The organism is Cryptosporangium phraense, from assembly GCF_006912135.1.
Taxonomy (GTDB): Bacteria; Actinomycetota; Actinomycetes; order Mycobacteriales; family Cryptosporangiaceae; genus Cryptosporangium; species Cryptosporangium phraense.
Map to the genome: position 1 here is coordinate 15,700 of NZ_VIRS01000047.1, position 17,180 is coordinate 32,879.

Here is a 17,180-nt window from a genome sequence, read left to right on the forward strand (position 1 = left end):
GGTCATGATCGTTGTCACCGCCCCCACCGGGCGGATCAGCTCCCGCCTCCTTCGCCTGCTCCTCGACGAGGACCGGCACGACCTCCGCGTCATCGCCCGCGACCCCGACCGCCTGCCCGCCGACGTCCGCAAGAAGGTGCAGGTCGTGGTGGGCTCGCACAGCGAGCCCGCGGTCATCGACCGCGCGTTCCGCGGCGCGGACGCGGTCTTCTGGCTGCTCCCGCCGAACGGGTCCGCCACCGACCGGACCGCGGCGAAGGTGGCCTTCGCCCAGGCCGCGGTCGACGCGTTCGCGCGCGGCGACGTCGGCCGGGTCGTCGGCGCCTCCAACCTCGGCCGAGGTACCCTGATGGCCGGACGGGCCGGCCTGGCGACGCTCTCGCTCGCGGTGGACGACTCGATCGCTGCTACCGGCGTGCCGTACCGGGCGCTCGCTCTGCCCGGGTTCATGGACAACGTCGGCTACCAGGCGCGGGGCATCGTGGACGGCGGGGTGCTCGCCGAGGCGATGGATCCGGATCGCCGGTTGCCGGCCGTGGCTACCCGGGACATCGCCGCCGTGGCGGCCCGGTTGCTCGTCGACGAGAGCTGGACCGGGTTCGAGGAGGTGCCGGTGCTCGGGCCCGAGGACCTGTCACCGGCCGAGCGGGCGGCGATCCTGACCGACGTGCTCGGCCGGCCGGTGCGATACCAGCAGCTCTCGCTCGACGCTCTGCGGGCTCGGTTGGTCGGGCAGGGGTGGTCGGAGGTGATGGCGCAGGCGATGGTCGAGATGACGATCGCGAAGAACGAGGGCCTCGACAACGGGGTGGAACGAACTACCGAGAACAGCACGCCGACGACGTTCCGCGAGTGGTGCGGAGAGTTCTTCAGCCCAGCGCGCTGAACACGACCTCGGCCCGGTCGCGGGTGGCCGCCAGGTCGGCGATCCCGTCCGCGATGCGGTCCGGATCGAGCGTCGGCAGGCCGCCGACGGGCGCGGACGCGTCGGCCGCGGGCGCGCCGCTCGGCGGTGGGCCACCCGCCGCGGCCACGGCGGCGAGGGCCGCTCGGTGGATGTCTCCGCCGGTGATGAGGCCTCCGATCACCGCGGCGCCCGCGTACACCCCGGTCTCGGCCAGGGCGACGTTCATCGTCAGCGCATACGTGCGCAGCGCTGCCGAGGCCGGAGCCAGCGCGCCGATCATCGGCAGCGGCACGACCGCCGACAGCCCGGTCACGTACAGCAGCGTCCCGGACCCGCGCTCGATCATTCCCGGCAGCACCAGCCCGGTGAGGTCGAGCGCGGGCCGGACCATGGCCCGGATCGCCTCGTCCAGGTCGGACGCGGTCGCCTGCAGGATCGGCGCCGGTCGCGCGGCCGGATCCGGCGCGCCCGGCCCGCAGTACAGCACCTCGATCGGCCCGAGCTCCTCGGTCACGGCCGCCACCGCCCGAGACGTCTGCGCCGGGTCGGTGACGTCGGCCGCTACGGCCACCGCCGTGATCCCCGCCGAGCGCAGCGCGGTCACGTACCCCTCGTGCCGATCCCCGTTCCGGGAGATCAGCCCGACCGGGTGCCCGCTACGCCCGAACCGACGAGCAACCGCAAGCCCCAGCCCGGGCCCCGCTCCGACAATCAGAATTGGTTTCACGGGAAACACTGTCGGCGCCGCCGAAGACCCACGGAAGAAGGCACTTCGATGTCCGGTAGGAACACCGTTGTTAGTTCCCTGCCCGCAAGGGTTCCGCTCGCCGAATACGAGGCCTGCCCGGTCACCGAGGTCTTCCGCCGCTTCGGTGACAAGTGGACGCTCGTGACGCTGATGCTGCTCTCCGAACGGACGCACCGCTTCAACGAGCTGCAGCACCGCATCGAGGGCATCAGCCAGCGGATGCTCACCCGCACGCTCCGGGCCCTCGAGTCGGACGGTCTGGTGCAGCGAACCGTGCACCCGACCGTCCCGCCGTCGGTGGAGTACTCGCTGACGCCCCCCGGCCGTTCCCTGCTCGGACCCCTCGCGGAGATCGCGGCCTGGGCCGTCGGCCGAGAACCCGGCTGAGTCAGAGGACAGCCGGTTTCAGGACCTCTTCGCACCACTGCCGGAACGTCGTCGGCGTGCTGTTCTCCGGGGTCCGAGTCACGCCGTGGTCCAGCCCGTCGTTCTTGGCCGTCGCCATGTCGGCCATCCCCTGGGCCATCGCCTCCGACATCCCGTTGCGCACCAGGTTGGCCCGGAAGTCCGCGACCGGGATCTGCTGGTACCGCACCGGCCGTCCGAGCACGTCCGTGATCGTCGCGGCCATCTCGTCGGAGCTGAGGTCCTCCGGCCCGAGCACCGGCACCTCCTCGACGCCGGTCCAGGTCTCGTCGACGAGCAGCCGCGAGGCCACCGCGGCGATGTCCCGGGTGGCGACGGCGGGCGCACGCAGGTCCGGCCGCGTCGGCCCGTAGAACACTCCGGTCGACCCGATCGGACCCGCCTGCCTGGCCACGTTGTCCATGAACGACGGCATGGTCAGCGCCCGGTACGGCACGCCGGTGGCCGCGATCAGGTCGTCCATGGCCAGCGTCGCGGTGACGTAACCCGCCTGCCCGGCCACCGGCGTCCCCCGCCCCAGGGCCGAGATGCCGACGACCCGGCCGACGCCCTTCATCGCCTCGAGGCCGGCGCGCGCGAAGCCGGAGTACGCGTCGTCCACGCCGGAGGCCCGGGGATCCGCCGGTACCAGCCAGAACACCGCGTCGGCCCCGTCGAACGCCGTCCCCACGACGTCCGCATCACGATGGGAACCGACCACGACCTGCACGCGGTCGGCGACGCCCGGCGCGAGCCGGGCCGGATCCCGGACGATGACGCGGACCGGCGCACCGGCCTCGAGGAGGCCCTGCACCACCTGACTGCCGATGTGTCCGGTCGGCGCGGTAATCACGATCATGGCGCCAGTCAACGCGCGCCCGGAGCGAACCGGAAAGACCGATCGGCGCGCGATTGATACCCGCCCGGTATCAGCCCACACGCTGAGGACCTCGCCGGGTGGCGGCGTAGGACTACGGTGCGCGCATGGCCAAGAAGACTGTGCTCCTGCTGACCGCACTGGGTATCGCTGCCACCGCCGTCGCGGTGATCGTCGCTCGCCGTCGCGAGGAGCAGGAACTGCTCGACAGCGGCGTGCTCCCGCTGGAGTACGGTGCCGAGCCGATCCTGGACTCGGTGTCTGAGGAGCGTTGATCGGCTAGTGCCAGTCGCTGATCTGTAGGTCGTCGGGGGCCGGGCGGCCCTGCCCGGTCTCGACGAGCTCCTTCAGGCTGAGCAGGAACACCGCCCACTTGGTGCTGCAGTGGTACATGAACTCGACCGGCTCGCGCCAACCCTCGTGGGAGAACAGCACGATCGTGTACTGGTCTCGCTGCTCGAGGCGCCAGTTCACGTCGGTGCCGATCCACTCCTCCGGTCCGTCGGTGACCAGCCAGCGGACCCGGCCGGCCGGATCGGCCTCCTTGACCTGCATGTCGAAGCCGCCGACGTCGCCGAACCGGAAGAGCAGCGTGTCGTCCTGGGACTTGGTGTCCCTCGTCCACCAGGCGGCGAGGTCGTCGGTCGTGGTGATCGCACGGTAGACGTCGTCGAGCGGGGCGATGACGCCGATTCGATGCACGATGTCAGCCATCTTCCGGTCCCTTCGTTGAACTGATTGCAACCTTTGGTTGCGCATCAACGTAGCCCGGGTTCAGATCTCGCGCAACCTTTGGTTGCTCATTAGGCTCATCAGCATGACGTTCTGGCAGCTGACGATCAACGCGAAGGAACCGGCCCGGCTGGCGCAGTTCTGGGCGGCGGCGCTGGGATACACGGCGGTGCCGCCGGGTGCGCCGGACACGAGCTGGAATCGGCACTACCGGGCTCGGCTGGGTGATTCGCCGGCGTTCGCGGACCGGATCTTCGACCCGGAGGGGCTGCGTCCGCCGATCTGGTTCCAGCCCAGCCCGGAGGAGCGGACCGGCCCCAACCGCCTGCACCTCGACCTGTACCCGACCGGCCGCGACACGACGCTGACGTACGAGCGGATGGTGGAGATCGTCGACGCGAGGGTCGCGGAACTAGTGGAGCTGGGGGCGACGGTCGAGCGTTCGGAAGGGTCCGACGACCCGGACGACGCGTTCTACTGGGTCGTGCTGAACGACCCGGAAGGCAACGTCTTCTGCGTCAGCTGAAGCCGCCAGTCGTTGCTCCGCATGACCCGCCCGGGCGGGAACTCGAAGTCGCACTCGCCGACGAGCTCGAACCCGACGCGTCGGCAGACCGCGTTCGAAGCCCGGTTCCCCACCCTGGGAAACGCGTGCAACCACCCACCGCGCCCGACGGCGGCGGCTGCGGCCCGGGCGGCTTCGGCGGCGATTCCCCGGCCCTGGTACGGCGGGAGGACGTTCCAGCCGATCTCGTGGATCGGCTCTCCGCGCCAGGTTCGGGCGTGGTAGCCGACGCTCCCGACCGGCGTCGCGCCGAGGCGGATGCTGTACATGCATCCGGTGCCGTCGGTCGGGAACGCCAGGTAGCGGCGGTGGCGCACGAGCACCTGGGCGTCGGATTCCGGCCCACCGAGGTGGGCCTTCATCTCCGGCGTGTTGATCTGCCGGAGTAGCTCCAGGTCAGCGGTTGTCCACGGCTCGATCGTGACGTTCACCGGGCTCACCTTCCACCGTGTAGCGGCTGACCGCCAGTAGCGGGAGCGTGAGTGCGGCCAGGGCTACTCCCAGGGCGGCGACCGCGAGCATCGCGCCGCGCAGACCGGCCGCTCCGGCCCAGGCGCCGACGTACACCGGGCCGAGCAGGAACCCGAGATACGACACGACGGTCACGATCGACGTCGCCCGGCCGCGCGCGGACTCGGCGACGTTGCCGGACACGATGCTCAGAAACGTCGGGAACAGTCCCGCGGTCCCGGCCGCGGCCAGCACGAGTCCGGCCAGCGCCACCCCGACCGTCGGCGCCCGGGACACGACCGCCGCTCCGGCCGCCGCCACGATCGCCCCGACGACGAGCACCACCCGGGCGTGCCCGGGCTTCAACGCGCCGACCCCGAACCGGGTCACCGCGACCACCCCGGCGAACACCGCCGGCGCCAGCGCGCTCAGCCCCGCGCCGGCCCCGAACACGTCCACGAGATAGATCGCGCCCCAGCTCTGGTGAGCGTTCTCCGAGGCGAAGGCCAGGGCCCCCAACACCCCGACCACCACCAGAGCTCCGACCCCGGCCCCCGCCCTCCCGCCGAGCGAACCCCCACCACGCGAACCCCCACCGCGCAAACCCGGCGCCACCTCCGAATCCGCCGCGCTCGGCCGCGCTCCCGCGCTCGGCAGCGCCCGGTACATCGCTACCGCCGCCACCCCGGCCAACCCCAAAACCCCAGCAAACGGCACCCACGTCGACGCCCCCGCCGCGTACGCCGCCCCGGCCCCGAGACTCGACACGACGACGCTCGCCGAGAACACTCCACCGGCCCGCGTGATCACCGGCCGCCCCGACACCCGCTCGGCCCGCCCCCCGACCGAGTTCATCGCGACGTCGTTCGCCCCGCTGGTCACCCCCACGAGCACCAACCCGACGCACAGCGAGACGAGCCCCTCCGCGAAAACCGCCGTCGCCACCCCGGCCGCCCCCAGCGTCGCGACCAGCCACGCCGCGCACCGCAGCCCCCACCGATCCAGCGCCCGCCCGGCCAGCAACATCGCCGGCAACGCGCCCGCACTCACGAACAGCAGCGCAACGCCCAGCTGCCCGTCGTCCAGATGGGATTGAGCCCGCACCCGAGGCACCGCGGACCCCCACGTCCCCCAGAAGGCACCGAAGACGACGGCGGCGAGGTAGGCGGCTCGCGTCAGCATTGTGTAACGCTACACAGATACGATCACCGCGTGCAATCAGGCCGGGTGACGATGACCGACGTAGCCCGCGAAGCGGGCGTGTCGCCGATGACCGTGTCGTACACGTACAACCGACCGCAGCGGGTCTCGGCCGAGACCCGCGCCCGGGTGCTGGCCGCAGCCGAGGCGCTCGGCTACGCCGGCCCCGACCCGAGCGCCCGCTCCCTTCGCTACGGGGCCACCCGCAACCTCGGCCTGGTCCTCGGCGAACACCTCACGTACGCGTTCGACGACCCGCAGGCGGTCGTGTTCCTGGCCGGCCTGGCCGAGGTCTGCGCCGAGCGCGGCTACGGGTTGCTGATCGTGCCCACGGGCACCGGCGACGAGGACGCCGACCGGGTCCGGGCCGCCGCCGTCGACGCGTACGTGGTCTGGACGACGACGGAGGACGATCCCGTGCTCGCCGCCACCCGGTCCACCCGCCGCCCGGTCGTCGTCCACGGCGGACCGGAGCTGCCCGGCACGACGATGATCGGGATCGACAACCGGGCCGCGGCGCGGGCCGTCGGGCTGGAGGTCTTCGCCGGCGTGCGGAAGCCCGCCGTGCTGAGCTTTCCGCTCGACCGCAACCGGGAGACGTTCGTCCGGACCGGCCTCGACCCGGAGACGGTCGCGTTCCCGGTGACGCGCGACCGGCTCGCGGGCTACCGCGACGCCGCCCGCGAGCTGGGCATCGACTGGTCGACGGTCCCGGTCGGCGTGTGCCGCACCAGCGACGAGGGCGAGGCCCGGACGATCCTGCGGCAGCTGCCCGACGTGGACGCGGTCGCCGCGATGAGCGACCAGCTGGCCCTGGCCGCGCTCCCCGGACGGGTCAGCGGCTGGGACGACTCGGCGGTCGCCGCGGAACACGACCTCACGACGATCGCCCAGTCGCTACGAGCCCAGGGCGCCGCCTGCGCCACCACCGCGCTGGGCGGGGACGCCCCCACGCACCGCGACTCCTGGCACCTGATCCGCCGGGCGTCTACGAGCCGGTGAAACTCCCTACGCCTTGCGCGCGGCGATCTGGATGAGGTTGCCGCAGGTGTCGTCGAAGACCGCGGTCACGACCGGCCCCATGTCCACCGGCTCCTGCGTGAACACCACCCCGAGCCCGGTCAACCGCTCGAACTCGGCCTGCACGTCGTCGACCGCGAACGACGTGAACGGGATGCCGTCGGTCACCAGCGCCTCCTTGAACGGCGGCACGGCCGGATGCGCGGACGGCTCGAGCAGCAGCTCGACCCCGGCGGGCTCCTCCGGCGACACGAGGGTCAGCCAGCGGTGCTCTCCCATCGGGATGTCGTCCTTCACCGTGAACCCGAGGATGTCGGTGTAGAACCGCTCCGCCTTGGCCTGGTCGTCGACGAACACGCTGGTGACGGTGATCTTCACGGTCGGCTACTCCTCCTCGGGTGCGAGTGGCCATCGGTCGACGATGGCCCGCAGCGGTGACGTGTCGAGCCGGTGGTACTTGTACCGGCCTTCGCGCCTCGTGATGACCAGGCCGGCCGCCTCGAGGACGTCGAGATGCTGCGAGATCGCCTGCCGCGACGAGTTGAGCCCGTGCTTCATCGACAGCCGGCCGCAGATCTCGAACAGCGTCTGGTCGTCCCGTTCGCGCAGCTCGTCGAGGATGACGCGGCGCGTAGGGTCGGCCAACGCCTTGAACACGTCCGCCACGCCCGAACGATAGGCAAGCCCCCGCTTGCCTGTCAACGCCCCTCAGAGCACTCCGAGTCCTCGCAGGCTCTCTACCGAGTCGACGATCGTGGACTCCAGGTCTCGCGGGCGCCAGCCCAGCGACCTGGCCCGGTCGTTGTGGATGATCGGGCGCGGAAGGTCGTCACCCGGCGCCTCGGTACTCGGCACCCGCGCCTCCGCGAACCGCCGCCCCAACACCTGAGCCACCTCGAGAAAACTCGTCGTCGGCCCGTCCCCCACGGCCAAGATCCGCTTCCCCGCCATCTCCGGCGCCGCCATCGCCAGGATCTCCAGCTCGGCCACGTCCCGGACGTCCACGACCCCCATCCGGGCCCGCGGTGCCACCGGCATGCTCCCCTCGAACAGGCTCTTGATCAGGTACATCGACGACCCGAGCGCGGGCGTCAGCGTCGGCCCGAGCACGAACGTCGGGTTCACCACGACGAGCTCGAGCGCACCCCGGTCGAAGTCCCAGGCCGCCTTCTCCGCGACCACCTTCGACCGCGGGTACGCGGCCAGCCCGGGCATGTCCGGGTCGGTCCAGTCGTCCTCGGTGAACTCGGCCCCCGGCTTCGGCGTGTAGCCGATCGCCGCGAACGACGACGTCAGCACCACCCGACGCGCCCCTGCGTCGCGGGCGGCCGTCAGCACCCGCAGCGTTCCCGCGCGGGCCGGGCCGATCAGCTCCTCGGGGTCCGACGGCTGCTCGACCGGGATCGGCGAGGCCACGTGATAGACCTCGTCGCACCCGGCTACGGCGTCCGCCCAACCGTCGTCCGACGAGAGATCGGCGACCACGACCGAGAGGTCGGCGGAGTCGCCGACGGCGGCGCGCAGGTCCGCCTCCCGCGACCGGGACCGGACCGTGGCCCGGACCGGCTGCCCGTTGCGCAGCAACGCAGCGATCAGCTGCGTGCCGATGTACCCGGATCCCCCGGTGACCAGTGCAGTGTTCATGACCCCGATGCTCGGCCCAACCGCCCCCGCCGACGAGTAGCCCACTTTTCCTGGGACCCCCAGGGCCAGGCTAAAGATCGGCGACCACGACCCGGCCGTGCCGCATCGACGCCGGCCGGCGAATCACGACCCCCAACTCCTCCGCCACCGCACCCAGGTCGACCTCCCGGATCTCCCCGAACCCGTTCCGCCGCAACAGCGCCGCCATCTCCGGCACCGTCCAGGTCGACCGCCACGGCTCGTCGCGCCAGACGCTCGCCCGCCCCGCCGACCACGACAGCAGCCGGGACACGAATCGTCCCAGCGCCAGACCCCGTCCCGGCGTCTGGAAGTTCACCACCAGCCGCGACCCCGGCGCCGAACACCTCGCGACCTCGGCCGCCGTCGCCGCGACCTCGGCCGAGGTCAGGTAGGGCACGACGCCCTCCCACACCCACACCGTCGCCAACTCCGACGACAACCCGGCCTCCGCCAGGACCGACGACAACCGGTCCGTCCGAAAATCCACCGGCACGTACGACGGCCCCGGCCCCAGAGAAACGGCCCGCGACTTCTTGTCCGCCTGGCTCGCCGGCTGGTCCACCTCGAACACGGTCCGGTCTGAGACCAACCGCCAGGCCCGCCCGTCCAACCCGGCCCCCAGAATCACCACCTGAGGCGCCGAACATTCCACCACCGCCCGATCGATCGCGACCGTCCGCGGTGCCATCAACTCGGCCGTCGCCCGCACGGTCTCGTACTCGACCCGCTCCCGCCACGCGGACGGCACGGAACCCTCGCGAACCCACCTCACCGGCTCCCGCTCGGACGGACGCAGCAACTCCCAGGCCGTCGGGTCGTCGAGAACGGAGGACGCGGCCCGCCCCTGACACACCTGCACCGCGGTCCGGCTAGCGCGAAGCGACTCTGCCACGACCCCATTGAACTTCCGGCCCGCGAGCCCGTCGAGTTCCTACGGACGACCTATCCGACCGCGGGGGACCCCATGCCCGAATTCGACTACATCATCGTCGGCGCCGGCACCGCCGGGTGCGTACTGGCCGCCCGCCTCTCGGAGAACCCCGCCAACGAAGTCCTGCTCGTCGAGGCCGGTAGACCCACCGGCCCACCGGCCATCAGAACCTGGTATCTCTGGCCCACGCTGGCCGGCTCGGCGATCGACTGGTGCCATTGGACCGAACCCCAGCCCGGCCTGGCCGACACCAGACTCCTGCTCTCGCAGGGCAAGATCCTCGGCGGCTCCAGCACCACCAACGGCACGATGCACGTCCGCGGCCGCCCGGCCGACTATGACGCCTGGGCCTCGTTCGCCCGCGGCTGGGACCACGCCACCCTGCTCCCGTACTTCCGCCGCAGCGAGACCGCGGTCGGAAACCCGGGACTGCGCGGCACGGACGGACCGATGCAGGTCGAGAAGCTCCCGCTGCGCACCGACCTCGGCGACGCCCTCCACCAGGCCGCGCTCGACGCCGGCTATCCGTCCACCGACGACCTCAACGGCGCCCAGCCCGACGGCGTCGGCTGGAACGAGCACAACGTCGTGGCCGGCGTCCGGCAGAGCGCCGCCGACGCCTACCTCGGTCCGGCCCGCGGCCGGACGAACCTGACGGTCCTGACCGACGCGACGGTCCGCTGGCTCCAGTTCGCCTACCGCCAGTGCACCGGCGTCCTGGTCCAGACGGCCGACGGCCCGCAGACCTTCACCGCGCGGATCGAGGTCGTGGTGGCCGCCGGAGCGATCGGCTCCCCGCACCTGCTGATGGCGTCGGGCATCGGTCCGGCCGACCACCTCCGCGAGCGCGGCGTCTCCGTTCTGGTGGACGCTCCGCAGGTCGGCGGCAATCTCTTCGACCACGTGCTGTCGGGCGTGGTCTACCAGAGCACGGGCCCGCAGCAGGAGCCCCAGACGTTCGTGGTCCGGCCGCCCAGCAGCGACGTCCTGATGGTCGCCGCCACGGTCCCGAACCACTCACCGGCGCTGGCCGGACCGATCAACGGCTACACGATCGCGGTCGGCCTGATGCGACCGCTCAGCCGGGGCACGGTCCGCCTCGCCACCGCCGATCCGACCCAGCGTCCGCTGGTCAACCCGCGGTACCTGAGCGAGAAGGACGACATCGACCGGCTGGTGCGTGGCCTGGAGATGGCCCGCGAGATCGGGGGCCAGCCCGCGCTCGACGACTGGCGCAAGGAGGAGGTGCTCCCCGGCCCCGACGTCCGGACCTACGACGACCGCCTCCGCTACCTGCAGCGCTCGGCGACCCCGTTCTTCCATCCCGCGGGGACCTGCCGTCTGGGCGACGATCCGCTCTCGGTGGTCGACGGCGAATTGCGGCTCCGGGGCGTCGACGGCGTGCGGGTCGTCGACGCGTCGGTCATGCCCGCTCCGATCTGCGCGAACACGAACGCCACGGTCCTGGCGATCGCCGAACGGGCCGCCGATCTCATCGACCCGACCCGCTTTTAAAACGTTTCAATCGACGGCCGCAAGGCCGTCACGCAGTGCCCGTAACGCATAGTGAGCACGAGACTTCACCGTTCCGACCGGCACGCAGAGCCGCGCGGCCAACTCCTCGGCCGACAACCCGCGCATGTGGAGATCGACGAGAACGCTCCGGTGAGCCGGTGACAGCCGACGAAACGCGTGCCGCATCGCGTCGTTGACCACGGCCGCATCCGTCGTGTCCTCGGCCCGGCCGAGTTGTTCCAGGTCGAGGACCGGCGTCTCGGTAGGACGGACCTGCCGGGCCCGCACCGAGTCGATGAACAGCCGCCTCGCCACGGCAAACAGCCAGCGGCGTTGATTGTTCTCGTGTTCCGGTAGGCGGTCCGAATGCTGCCAGGCCCGGAGCATCGTCTCCTGCAGCATGTCCTCCGCGGTCTGCCGGTCGCCGCGATTCAGCTTGAGCAGATAACGCAGGAGGTCACTCGCGTGCGCCGCATGTAATGCGTCGATCTGCGTACTAGGGATGGACATGCGGCCGACGCTAGAAAGGTCCACTGCGTAACGACTGACTGAGAACTGACACGGGATCTGGCGATCTCGGCCGTATGCTCTGGGGCAGATGGTTACGCTGAGCAACGTGCCGGCCGATAGCAGACCCGATGTGTACTTCACCGTGCTCGGGCCCGTCCGCCTCTTCCGCGACGGCCGGGAACTGGCCGTCGGCCCCGGCCAGGAACAGGCCGTGCTGGCGATGCTGTTGGCCAGGGCCGGCCACCCGATCTCGGTCGGCACGCTGATCGACGCGGTCTGGAGCAACGACCCGCCGGCCAGCGCGATGAACGTCATCCAGCGGTCGGTCGGCCGGATCCGCCGCCTGCTGGAGCCCGACCTCCCGCACCGGGCGAGCGGACAGTGGCTGCTGAGGTCCGGGAACTCCTACCGGCTGGTGCTCGACGAGGCCGAGTCCGATCTGCTGCGCTTCCGCGCGCTGGTCCGCCGGGCGCGGGAGACCACCCACCCGGTGCGGGCCACCGTGCTGCGCACCGAGGCGCTCGCGCTCTGGGACGGCCCCTGCGCCGCGGACATCGAGAGCTCGGTCGAGGCCTCGACCGGCTTCCGCGCGATCGACGCCGAGCGCTCCCAGGTGGCGATCCAGGCCGCCGAGGTCGCGGCCGCGTTCACCGGGGCCGACCCCTCGTACGAACTGCTCCGCGTCCTGCGGGCCGCCGTCGCCGGCGACCCGTTGAACGAACTGCTGCACGCGGCGGTCTCCCGCTGCCTCACCGCGGCCGGCCACCGCGCCGAGGCGCTCGGCCTGATCCAGCAGTTACGTCAGCGGCTGGCCGACGATCTCGGCATCGGTCCCGGTCCGGCTCTCCGTCAGGCCTATCTGGACGTCCTTCGCTCGGACGATCTTCCGATGCAGGTGCCGGCCACCGTCCGCCCCGCGATGGTGCCGGCCGAACTCACGACGTTCAGCGGCCGCACGGCGGAGATCGAGCACATCGACGCGGCCGTGGCCGACCGTCCGGACGCCGCGATCGTCGTCGTGCACGGCATGGGCGGTGTCGGCAAGACGACGCTCGCGGTGCGCTGGGCGCGCGGGAACGCGCACCGGTTCCCCGACGGCGAGCTCTTCGTCGACCTGCGCGGATTCGGGCCGGAGGGCCGGCCGATCCCGCCCGCCGAGGCGATGGTGCCGCTGCTGATCGCGCTGGGCGTGCCGGCGGCCGAGGTGTCGCCGAACGCCGACGAGCGGTTCGCGCTGTACCGGTCCATCCTCGACCGGAAGCGCGTGCTGCTGATCGTCGACAACGCCCGGGACGAGGAGCACGTCCGGCCGTTGCTGCCGCCCGGGCGAGGTTCGCTCACGCTGGTGACCAGCCGCAGCCGGCTGACCGGGCTGGTCACCGCCCAGGGTGCGGTCCCGGTGGCGCTGGGCGTGCTCCCGGCCGAGGACGCCCGCGCGATCCTGCGTCGCCGGCTCCGGGCCCGGCTCAGCCCGGACGACCGGGTGGCGCTCGACGAGATCGTCGTCCACTGCGACGGCCTGCCGCTGGCGCTCAGCGTCGTCGCCGCCCGGCCGCTGAAGACCCCGTCGTTCAGTGCGCGCCGGATCGCCGACCAGCTGCACGCGACCGCGGCCCGGCTCAGCGTCGTCGACGGGCGCAACGTCGGTCTGCGGGCCACCCTGCGGTGGTCGTACGACGCGCTGTCCCGACCGGCCCAGCGGGCCGTCCGGCTCGCCGCCGTGCACCGCGGCTTCGAGGGCTCGTTGCAGCTCACCGCCAGCGTGTGCGGCCTCCCGCTGGACGAGGCCCAGCGCATCACCGACGAGCTGATCGACGTCCGGTTCCTCGAACAGCCGAGCCCGGGCCGCTACCAGGCGCACGACCTGGTCGGGCTGTTCTCGTACGAGATGTGCCTGGAGGGCGAGACCGAACTGACCCGCCGGGCGGCCCGCGGACGCCTGCTCAGCTGCTACCTGTTCAGCCTGCTCGCGGCGGCCGCGACGATCACCGGCGAGCCCGGGCCGCCCGCCGAGCCCGAACCCCGGGTCAACCCCCTGACGTTCGACGATCCGGCGACCGTCCGGGAGTGGTTCGCGGTCGAGCGTCCGCAAATAGTGCTGACGCTGGACGACCTCGGGAAGCACCCACCGGGTTCGTGGGAGGCCGACCAGTTCGACACGCTGGCCGGCGCGCTGGCGCGCCTGGAAGCGGTCCTGGCGTCGCTGCCGGTCAGATGAGCGGGATCTGATGGTTGCTCCGGAAGACCCCGGAGGGGTCGACGCGGCGGCGGATCTGGAGCAGCGACTGCCAGGCGCCGGGGTCGAAGCCGGTGGACGGGTCGACGGGCTGCTGGGTGAAGTTCAGGTAGTTGCGACCGTTGGTCCACGGTTCCATCGCATCGATCGTGCGGTCGTAGTCGAAGATCGTCCGCTCGGCGTACGGCCCGACCTTCACCCCGCCGGCGAGCAGCAGGAACTGTCCGTCGAGGCGGTTGAGCACACCGCCGCCGGGCGCCGGGCGGCCCAGCGCGCCGCCGAGCTGGCGCAGCTCGGCCGTGACGACGAGCGAGCTGCCGGACGAGGCCTCCAGCAGCCGGTCGACGGCGGGCGGGGGCAGCTCGCCGAGCAGCGTCGTCCGCACGCCGCCGGCCGACGGGCCCTCGGGGTCGAGGTGCAGCCGGGACAGCGCCCGGGCCGGCATCCGGCGGAACGTGTCGAGCCGGGGCCGCAGCGCGCGGAGCGGGGCGAGGACGCGCTCGGCGTCGGCGTCGTTCCCGAGCACGGCCCCGTCGACGATCACCAGGTTGCGGCCGCGCAACTCCTCGGGGAACTGCGGGACCAGCGGGTACTGGACCTGCCGGTAGGCGGTGGTGACCGCGTCGGGCGCGTCCCGGGCCCAGTCGGCCCAGCGCGGGAGGACGCGCTCGGCCTCACGCAGGTCCCAGACGAGCATCCCGGCGTAGGCCGTGCGGAACCGGTGCAGCTGGAACTCGATCGCGGTGACCAGCCCGAAGTTGCCCGCCCCGCCCCCGCGCAGGGCCCAGAACAGCTGCGGGTCGTGGTCCTCGTCGGTCCGGACGAAGGTGCCGTCGGCGGTGATCAGCTCGACCGCGGTCACGGTGTTCGCGGCCAGCCCGTGCGCCCGCCCGTACCAGCCGGCGCCGCCGCCCAGCGCGTAGCCGACGATCCCGGCGTCCGGAGCCGAGCCGTGCAGCGCGGCCAGCCCGTGCTCGCCGAGCATGTCGACCAGCGGTCCCCAGATCGCGCCCGCGCCGACCCGGGCGATCCCGGCCGCGGTGTCGGCCTGGTAGCTGTTGAGGTGTTCGGTGCGCACCAGGACCGTGTCGCTCAGGTCGCCGAACGGGTAGGCGTTGTGGCCGGTACCCAGCGGGGCGACCCGCAGGCCCTCGGAGGTGGCCAGCCGGATCATCACCGCCGCGTCGGCCCGCGACCGCGGGAACGCGACCGCGGCCGGGCGCAGGTCGGCGGCGAGCGCCCAGGTCTGGCAGGCCTCGACGTACTCGGGGTCGGCCGGGCGGTAGATGTGCCGATCCAACGTGTTCTGCATCACCCGTTCACCTGCCGCCGGGCCAGCTCCATGCTCAGAGGGGTCACATGTGCGACGACGGTACGGCAGACCCAAAGTTCAACGCGCAACCAGATCTCGCGTCCGGTCCGGCCTAAACTGGCGGACGGAGCGACTGGCGGCACGGGGATGGGAAACCATCGGGGAGCCTCGTCGCGGGAGTCGACCGCCTGGGCCCCGCGCTGAGGGAGTTCCATGTCCGCTCGTCTTCTCCCCGGTGCTCCGGTTGCCTCGTCGGTCTTGGCTGATGTCTCCGAGCGGGTGGCTCGCCTGCGCGAGCGCGGCGTCGTGCCCTCGCTCGCGACGATCCTCGTCGGCAGCGACGACGCCAGCGCCGGGTACATCCGCATCAAGCAACGGCAGGCCGCCGAGCTCGGCTTCGCCTCACCGCACAAGCACCTTCCGGACGACGCCAAGCAGGCCGATCTCGAGGCGGCCATCGCGTCGTTCAACGACGATCCGGACGTGCACGGGCTGCTGATCCAGTACCCGGTCCCGGCCCACCTCGATTACGACGCCGCCCTGCTCACCGTCAACCCCGACATGGACGTCGACGGCATGCACCCGCTGAACGTGGGCCGTCTCTCCCTCGGGCTGGCCGGCCCCAAGCCGTGCACGCCGGCGGGCATCGAAGCCCTGCTCGCCCACTACGAGATCCCGGTCTCCGGCCGCGAGGTCGTGATCCTCGGCCGCGGCGCGACGCTCGGCCGCCCGCTGGCGATCCTGCTCTCCCAGAAGCGTCCGACCGCGAACGCCGCGGTGACCGTCGTCCACACCGGGGTACCGGACTGGCAGCGCTACACCCAGCGGGCCGACATCGTGGTCGCGGCCGCGGGCGTCCCCGGCATCCTGCAGCCTTCGCACGTCAAACCGGGCGCGGTGGTGATCGGCGCTGGGGTCCGCTACGAGGGACGGCGGCTGCTGCCGGACGTCGACGAGTCGTGCGCGGAGGTCGCGGGCGCGATCACGCCGCGGGTCGGCGGCGTGGGCCCGACGACGGTCGCGATGCTGTTCCGCAACGCCGTGCAGGCCGCCGAGACGCTCAGCTGACCAGCCGTTCGCCGGCCAATCGCGTTCCGGCCTGCTTGAGCTGCTGGTGGATCGGCGAGACCTCCATGCTCTGCAGGCCGGACAGCGACCCGATCCGGTCGGACGTGAACTCGAACAGCTCGTCGAGGTCCCGGCAGCCCGCGACCGCGTGGATGTTGTACGGACCGGACACCGCGCTGGCGAACGCGACCTCGGGCTGCTCGGCCAGCGCCCGCCCGACGCTCTTCACCGCGGACGGGTGCACGCGCAGCCACAGCGCCGCCCGCGCGTGGTACCCCAGCGCGGTGGCCGCGATCTCGACGTCGACGTGCACGACCTTCCGCGCGACGAGTGTCTCGAGACGGCGGGACACCCGGCCGGGCGTGAGGCCGGCCGCCGCCGCGAGCTCCACCAGGCTGGCCCGGCCGTCGATGGCCAGCGCGGCCAGCAGCTTCTCGTCGGCCCGGCTCAGCGTCAGCGGGTCTCTCGCCACCACCGGCGATTCTTCGAACGGGTTCCCGTCGCGGCCGAGCGCCTCCTCTTCCTTCTCGGTGAGGACCCCGTTCAGCGCCGCCCAGTAGTGGCCGCGTCCCCCGACGAACTGGCGCAGCATCGCGGCCGCGTTGATGTCGAGGACGGCGGCGGTGCGGGGCAGCCGCTGCCCGAGCAGATCGTCGCGCTGCTCGGGCGTCCGCGACCGGACGGCACAGGTGATCTCGGAACCCGCCGCGGTCAACGCCACCCAGCTGACGTCGTCGCGCTTCGCGAGCGCGTCGGCGATCGCGGTGACGCTGCCGGGACGGCAGCGCAGCCGGACCAGCCACTTGCTCTGCCCCAGCGCGCCGGGATCGACGATCCCGGCGACGCGGATGACGCCGTCGCCGCGCATCCGGCGGTAGCGGCGGCCGACCGCGCTCTCGGGAAGGCCGAGCGCGGCCCCGATCACCGCGAACGAGGCCCGCGGGTCGATCTGCAGAGCACGGATGATTCGCACGTCGTCGGCTTCGATTTCGAGGGAAACCGACATCAGGTGCTCCTCTTTCCGGGCATTGCTTCATCC

Annotated in this window: 20 protein-coding genes and 1 riboswitch; of the genes, 8 read left to right on the forward strand and 12 right to left on the reverse strand. The window is 72.1% G+C overall.

Going from position 1 to position 17,180, the window contains the following annotated elements; translation table 11 throughout:
- Nucleotides 1–4: 4 nt before the first annotated feature.
- Complete coding sequence (locus FL583_RS36425) at nt 5–886, forward strand: NAD(P)H-binding protein (protein WP_142709465.1); 882 nt, start codon at nt 5–7, stop codon at nt 884–886.
- On the opposite strand, the gene FL583_RS36430 is transcribed toward FL583_RS36425, so the two are convergent.
- A complete protein-coding gene (locus FL583_RS36430) occupies nt 870–1,634 on the reverse strand; it encodes an SDR family NAD(P)-dependent oxidoreductase (RefSeq protein ID WP_142709466.1) in 765 nt (254 codons plus the stop codon). The two genes, FL583_RS36425 and FL583_RS36430, sit on opposite strands and share 17 nt — an antisense overlap.
- 48 nt (nt 1,635–1,682) lie before the next feature.
- On the opposite strand from FL583_RS36430, the gene FL583_RS42660 reads away from it, so the two are divergent.
- Nucleotides 1,683–2,042, forward strand: a complete 360-nt coding sequence (locus FL583_RS42660) for a winged helix-turn-helix transcriptional regulator (protein WP_142709467.1) — start codon at nt 1,683–1,685, stop codon at nt 2,040–2,042.
- 1 nt (nt 2,043) lies between these two features.
- Here FL583_RS42660 and FL583_RS36440 read toward each other — a convergent pair whose 3' ends face one another.
- On the reverse strand, nt 2,044–2,919 hold the full coding sequence (locus tag FL583_RS36440) for an NmrA family NAD(P)-binding protein (protein WP_142709468.1): 876 nt from the start codon (nt 2,917–2,919) through the stop codon (nt 2,044–2,046).
- 125 nt (nt 2,920–3,044) lie between these two features.
- Here FL583_RS36440 and FL583_RS40595 point away from each other — a divergent pair, with 125 nt between their 5' ends.
- Nucleotides 3,045–3,212 (forward strand): hypothetical protein, encoded by a 168-nt coding sequence (locus FL583_RS40595; protein WP_170324057.1) that lies wholly within the window; start codon nt 3,045–3,047, stop codon nt 3,210–3,212.
- A gap of 4 nt (nt 3,213–3,216) precedes the next feature.
- Here the strand turns inward: FL583_RS40595 and FL583_RS36445 are convergent, their stop codons facing one another.
- Complete coding sequence (locus FL583_RS36445) at nt 3,217–3,651, reverse strand: SRPBCC family protein (RefSeq protein WP_142709469.1); 435 nt, start codon at nt 3,649–3,651, stop codon at nt 3,217–3,219.
- Nucleotides 3,652–3,754: 103 nt separating this feature from the next.
- On the opposite strand from FL583_RS36445, the gene FL583_RS36450 reads away from it, so the two are divergent.
- The gene (locus FL583_RS36450) at nt 3,755–4,195 is read left to right on the forward strand and encodes a VOC family protein (RefSeq protein ID WP_142709470.1); all 441 of its coding nucleotides are present in this window, start codon (nt 3,755–3,757) and stop codon (nt 4,193–4,195) included.
- Here the strand turns inward: FL583_RS36450 and FL583_RS36455 are convergent.
- Together FL583_RS36455 and FL583_RS42665 are read right to left on the reverse strand one after the other, a co-directional pair.
- Entirely contained in the window at nt 4,144–4,665 is a 522-nt protein-coding gene (locus FL583_RS36455; protein WP_142709471.1) for a GNAT family N-acetyltransferase, read from the reverse strand. The two genes, FL583_RS36450 and FL583_RS36455, sit on opposite strands and share 52 nt — an antisense overlap.
- Nucleotides 4,631–5,866 carry an MFS transporter gene (locus FL583_RS42665; protein WP_142709472.1) on the reverse strand — a complete coding sequence of 412 codons (1,236 nt, stop codon included), beginning with the start codon at nt 5,864–5,866 and terminating at the stop codon, nt 4,631–4,633. Before FL583_RS42665 ends, FL583_RS36455 begins: the two co-directional genes overlap by 35 nt.
- A gap of 30 nt (nt 5,867–5,896) precedes the next feature.
- Between FL583_RS42665 and FL583_RS36465 the strand changes: the two genes are divergently transcribed.
- Nucleotides 5,897–6,886: a LacI family DNA-binding transcriptional regulator gene (locus FL583_RS36465; RefSeq protein ID WP_205752773.1), complete on the forward strand. Its 990-nt coding sequence runs from the start codon at nt 5,897–5,899 to the stop codon at nt 6,884–6,886.
- Nucleotides 6,887–6,892: 6 nt separating this feature from the next.
- Here FL583_RS36465 and FL583_RS36470 read toward each other — a convergent pair whose 3' ends face one another.
- From FL583_RS36470 to FL583_RS36485, 4 genes are all read right to left on the reverse strand, one after another.
- The gene (locus FL583_RS36470; protein ID WP_142709473.1) at nt 6,893–7,282 is read right to left on the reverse strand and encodes a VOC family protein; all 390 of its coding nucleotides are present in this window, start codon (nt 7,280–7,282) and stop codon (nt 6,893–6,895) included.
- A gap of 6 nt (nt 7,283–7,288) precedes the next feature.
- Nucleotides 7,289–7,570, reverse strand: coding sequence for an ArsR/SmtB family transcription factor (locus FL583_RS36475; RefSeq protein WP_142709474.1), 282 nt, complete (start codon nt 7,568–7,570; stop codon nt 7,289–7,291).
- 42 nt (nt 7,571–7,612) lie between these two features.
- Nucleotides 7,613–8,548, reverse strand: a complete 936-nt coding sequence (locus tag FL583_RS36480) for an NAD-dependent epimerase/dehydratase family protein (RefSeq protein WP_142709475.1) — start codon at nt 8,546–8,548, stop codon at nt 7,613–7,615.
- 70 nt (nt 8,549–8,618) lie between these two features.
- On the reverse strand, nt 8,619–9,461 hold the full coding sequence (locus tag FL583_RS36485) for a class I SAM-dependent methyltransferase (protein WP_142709476.1): 843 nt from the start codon (nt 9,459–9,461) through the stop codon (nt 8,619–8,621).
- A gap of 72 nt (nt 9,462–9,533) precedes the next feature.
- On the opposite strand from FL583_RS36485, the gene FL583_RS36490 reads away from it, so the two are divergent.
- On the forward strand, nt 9,534–11,015 hold the full coding sequence (locus tag FL583_RS36490; protein WP_142709477.1) for a GMC family oxidoreductase: 1,482 nt from the start codon (nt 9,534–9,536) through the stop codon (nt 11,013–11,015).
- Between the two features lie 6 nt (nt 11,016–11,021).
- On the opposite strand, the gene FL583_RS40600 is transcribed toward FL583_RS36490, so the two are convergent.
- Nucleotides 11,022–11,549, reverse strand: a complete 528-nt coding sequence (locus FL583_RS40600; protein WP_170324058.1) for a sigma-70 family RNA polymerase sigma factor — start codon at nt 11,547–11,549, stop codon at nt 11,022–11,024.
- A 64-nt stretch (nt 11,550–11,613) separates the two neighbouring features.
- Between FL583_RS40600 and FL583_RS36500 the strand changes: the two genes are divergently transcribed.
- Complete coding sequence (locus tag FL583_RS36500; RefSeq protein ID WP_142709479.1) at nt 11,614–13,743, forward strand: AfsR/SARP family transcriptional regulator; 2,130 nt, start codon at nt 11,614–11,616, stop codon at nt 13,741–13,743.
- Here the strand turns inward: FL583_RS36500 and FL583_RS36505 are convergent.
- Complete coding sequence (locus FL583_RS36505; protein WP_142709480.1) at nt 13,736–15,073, reverse strand: FAD-binding oxidoreductase; 1,338 nt, start codon at nt 15,071–15,073, stop codon at nt 13,736–13,738. The two genes, FL583_RS36500 and FL583_RS36505, sit on opposite strands and share 8 nt — an antisense overlap.
- 119 nt (nt 15,074–15,192) lie before the next feature.
- Nucleotides 15,193–15,274: riboswitch (ZMP/ZTP riboswitch) on the forward strand.
- A gap of 12 nt (nt 15,275–15,286) precedes the next feature.
- On the opposite strand from FL583_RS36505, the gene FL583_RS36510 reads away from it, so the two are divergent.
- Nucleotides 15,287–16,141 carry a bifunctional 5,10-methylenetetrahydrofolate dehydrogenase/5,10-methenyltetrahydrofolate cyclohydrolase gene (locus FL583_RS36510; RefSeq protein ID WP_142709481.1) on the forward strand — a complete coding sequence of 285 codons (855 nt, stop codon included), beginning with the start codon at nt 15,287–15,289 and terminating at the stop codon, nt 16,139–16,141.
- On the opposite strand, the gene FL583_RS36515 is transcribed toward FL583_RS36510, so the two are convergent.
- The gene (locus FL583_RS36515) at nt 16,134–17,147 is read right to left on the reverse strand and encodes an Lrp/AsnC family transcriptional regulator (RefSeq protein WP_142709482.1); all 1,014 of its coding nucleotides are present in this window, start codon (nt 17,145–17,147) and stop codon (nt 16,134–16,136) included. The two genes, FL583_RS36510 and FL583_RS36515, sit on opposite strands and share 8 nt — an antisense overlap.
- Nucleotides 17,148–17,180: the final 33 nt, after the last annotated feature.

What these genes read in the sequence shown, in the direction of transcription:
- FL583_RS36490 (WP_142709477.1), top strand. Translation starts at nt 9,534, where the DNA reads ATGCCCGAATTCGACTACATCATCGTCGGCGCCGGCACCGCCGGGTGC.
- FL583_RS36425 (WP_142709465.1), top strand. Translation starts at nt 5, where the DNA reads ATGATCGTTGTCACCGCCCCCACCGGGCGGATCAGCTCCCGCCTCCTT.
- FL583_RS36515 (WP_142709482.1), bottom strand. Translation starts at nt 17,147, where the DNA reads ATGTCGGTTTCCCTCGAAATCGAAGCCGACGACGTGCGAATCATCCGT.
- FL583_RS36505 (WP_142709480.1), bottom strand. Translation starts at nt 15,073, where the DNA reads ATGCAGAACACGTTGGATCGGCACATCTACCGCCCGGCCGACCCCGAG.
- FL583_RS40595 (WP_170324057.1), top strand. Translation starts at nt 3,045, where the DNA reads ATGGCCAAGAAGACTGTGCTCCTGCTGACCGCACTGGGTATCGCTGCC.
- FL583_RS36480 (WP_142709475.1), bottom strand. Translation starts at nt 8,548, where the DNA reads ATGAACACTGCACTGGTCACCGGGGGATCCGGGTACATCGGCACGCAG.
- FL583_RS36500 (WP_142709479.1), top strand. Translation starts at nt 11,614, where the DNA reads ATGGTTACGCTGAGCAACGTGCCGGCCGATAGCAGACCCGATGTGTAC.
- FL583_RS36440 (WP_142709468.1), bottom strand. Translation starts at nt 2,919, where the DNA reads ATGATCGTGATTACCGCGCCGACCGGACACATCGGCAGTCAGGTGGTG.
- FL583_RS42660 (WP_142709467.1), top strand. Translation starts at nt 1,683, where the DNA reads ATGTCCGGTAGGAACACCGTTGTTAGTTCCCTGCCCGCAAGGGTTCCG.
- FL583_RS36510 (WP_142709481.1), top strand. Translation starts at nt 15,287, where the DNA reads ATGTCCGCTCGTCTTCTCCCCGGTGCTCCGGTTGCCTCGTCGGTCTTG.
- FL583_RS36445 (WP_142709469.1), bottom strand. Translation starts at nt 3,651, where the DNA reads ATGGCTGACATCGTGCATCGAATCGGCGTCATCGCCCCGCTCGACGAC.
- FL583_RS36450 (WP_142709470.1), top strand. Translation starts at nt 3,755, where the DNA reads ATGACGTTCTGGCAGCTGACGATCAACGCGAAGGAACCGGCCCGGCTG.
- FL583_RS42665 (WP_142709472.1), bottom strand. Translation starts at nt 5,866, where the DNA reads ATGCTGACGCGAGCCGCCTACCTCGCCGCCGTCGTCTTCGGTGCCTTC.